General features: G+C 69.1%; 2 protein-coding genes. One reads left to right on the forward strand and one right to left on the reverse strand.

The window, feature by feature from the left end; all coding sequences use genetic code 11:
- Positions 1 to 188 (reverse strand): DUF3046 domain-containing protein (locus tag ACTHJJ_RS00180; protein ID WP_440300918.1); only part of this gene is annotated, 188 nt, incomplete at its 3' end.
- A 182-nt stretch (positions 189 to 370) separates the two neighbouring features.
- Here ACTHJJ_RS00180 and ACTHJJ_RS00185 point away from each other — a divergent pair.
- Entirely contained in the window at positions 371 to 2,062 is a 1,692-nt protein-coding gene (locus tag ACTHJJ_RS00185) for a DUF3352 domain-containing protein (RefSeq protein ID WP_440300917.1), read from the forward strand.
- Positions 2,063 to 2,152: the final 90 nt, after the last annotated feature.

Here is a 2,152-nt window from a genome sequence, read left to right on the forward strand (position 1 = left end):
TGCCGCCGCGACTCGGGCACGTCCATGTCCGTGCAGAGCGCCTCCCACACCGTGCGGGGTGGGACGCCCTGCTCGAGCGCCTGACGAACCGTGCGGTTGCCCAGGGCGCCGAGCACGTGGTCACGGGCGAGGGAGTCGGCATACGCCTCTCCGAACTCGTCCCGCATGAGGGTCCAGAAGTGGCTCATCCGCACCGTTCGAGTCTGCCACGCCCCGGCACCCGGGCCCTGCAGCCGCCCTCGGCACCGGCCTGCACAACGGGTTCGTCACAAGCCACCCAAACCGGACCGCTCCCCGCTCCGGTTTCAGTACAGTCCATCCCGGACCCGCGCAGACGCCGGGTCTCCGCCATGACAGGGGGCATGACCGCATGACTCAGCCGAACGACCCGACCTCAGAGCCGACTCCGGAGCAGCTGCCCGGCGACGCCGGGCCCACCACCACCGGGGCGATCCCGCCCACGCAGGCGATGCCGGCGCAGTACAGCTATCCCGGTGGAGGGTCCACGGTCGGACCGGAAGCACCGGCAGCAGGCATCCCCCAGGCTGTTCTCGCGGACGGCTCCTCGGAGGGCGTGTCCTTCAGCGACGACTCCCGGGCGAAGGGCTCGGGCCGGCGGACCGGCGTCATCGCCGGCGGCCTCGTCGCCCTCCTCGCGGTGGGTGGAGGTATCGCGTTCGGTGTGGCCAAGCTGTCCGGCGGTGGCGCCCAGCCGGCCGATGTCATCCCCGGCGACGCGATCGGCTACATCCGGATCGACATCGACCCGTCCGCCGGGCAGAAGGTCGCGGCCGTGCGCTTCCTCAGCAAGCTCCCGGCCGCCAAGGATGTCTTCAGCTCGGACGACATGCGCCAGAAGCTCTGGGAGCAGGCGGTCAAGGAGTCGAAGAACGCCTGCCTGCAGAAGTTCGACTTCGGCAAGGACATCCAGCCCTGGCTCGGCCAGCGGGCCGGCTTGGCGGTCCGTCCCGACAAGACCGGCGACGAGCAGAACATGGTCATCGCCCTGCAGACCACCGACGAGGGCAGGGCGAGCGACACCCTCGGCAAGCTCGTCAACTGCAGCGAGGACTCCAAGGGCAAGACCGATATCCGCACTCGTGACGGCTACGTCCTGCTGACCCCCAAGGGCCAGGGCGATGCGACCCTGGCCGCACTCGACAAGGGGAGCCTCGCGAGCAACGCCACCTTCTCCGGTGACATGAGCGCCCTCGGCGACCAGGGCGTCGCCTCCATGTGGTTCGACAACGAGAAGTTCGTCAAGGCGATGGGTGATCTCGACCCGTCCGCGGCGGCGGCATCGGGAATGCCCGGCACGGACAGCCTCAAGGGACGCACCGCCCTCACGCTGCGCTTCGACCCGAGCTACATCGAGGTGGCCGGCATCGGGCGGGGCGTGGACGCGGCGAAGCACGTCGACGGCAGCGGCGCCGAGCTCACCACGCTCCCCGCTGACACCGTCGCCGCCCTGCAGCTCTCCGGCGGCGGCCAGCTGATCGACGGCGTGTGGCCCGAGCTGAAGAAGGCTCTCGACAGTGTCGCCGGTGGCGGCGGTGACGTGCAGAGCATGCTCGAGGACGAACTGAACGTGAAGCTGCCCGACGACCTCAAGGTCCTGCTCGGCAAGTCCTTCACGCTCGCCGTGCCGGACCAGGCGTTCGGTTCCGACATGCCGACCCTCGGGTTCAAGGTCACCGGCACCGACGCGAAGCGCGCCGAGCAGGTCCTCACCTCCATCGAGGACGCATCGGGCGGTGCCCTCTCGCTCGACAAGAAGGCCGACGGGGACCGCCTCTACGTGGGCACGACCTCGGGCTATGCCGACAAGCTCGCCCAGAACGGCAAGCTGGGCGACAGCGATGCCTTCAAGGCGGCGCTCGGCGACACGAGCAAGATGACCGCGGGCTTCTACCTCGACCTCGACGCGATCGAGAAGTACTACCTCCCCGAGGTCGGCAAGCAGGAGCATGACCTCGTCGAGGCCCTGCGTGCGGTCGGGCTCAACGTCCGCTCGACGGGCGAGGGCGAAGGCTCCTTCTCGCTCCGCGTCGTCGGCAACTGATCCGGATAGGCCGCTGATGTGGGGAGGGCCACCCCAAGAGGGGGTACCAACACAACAGGGGGGGTGGGGTCACTACATTTTTTAAACCCA

It is taken from the genome of Intrasporangium sp., assembly GCF_051961875.1.
GTDB lineage: Bacteria > Actinomycetota > Actinomycetes > Actinomycetales > Dermatophilaceae > Intrasporangium_A.

Excerpts from the sequence above, each read along its gene's own strand:
- ACTHJJ_RS00185 (WP_440300917.1), top strand. The coding sequence starts at position 371 with ATGACTCAGCCGAACGACCCGACCTCAGAGCCGACTCCGGAGCAGCTG.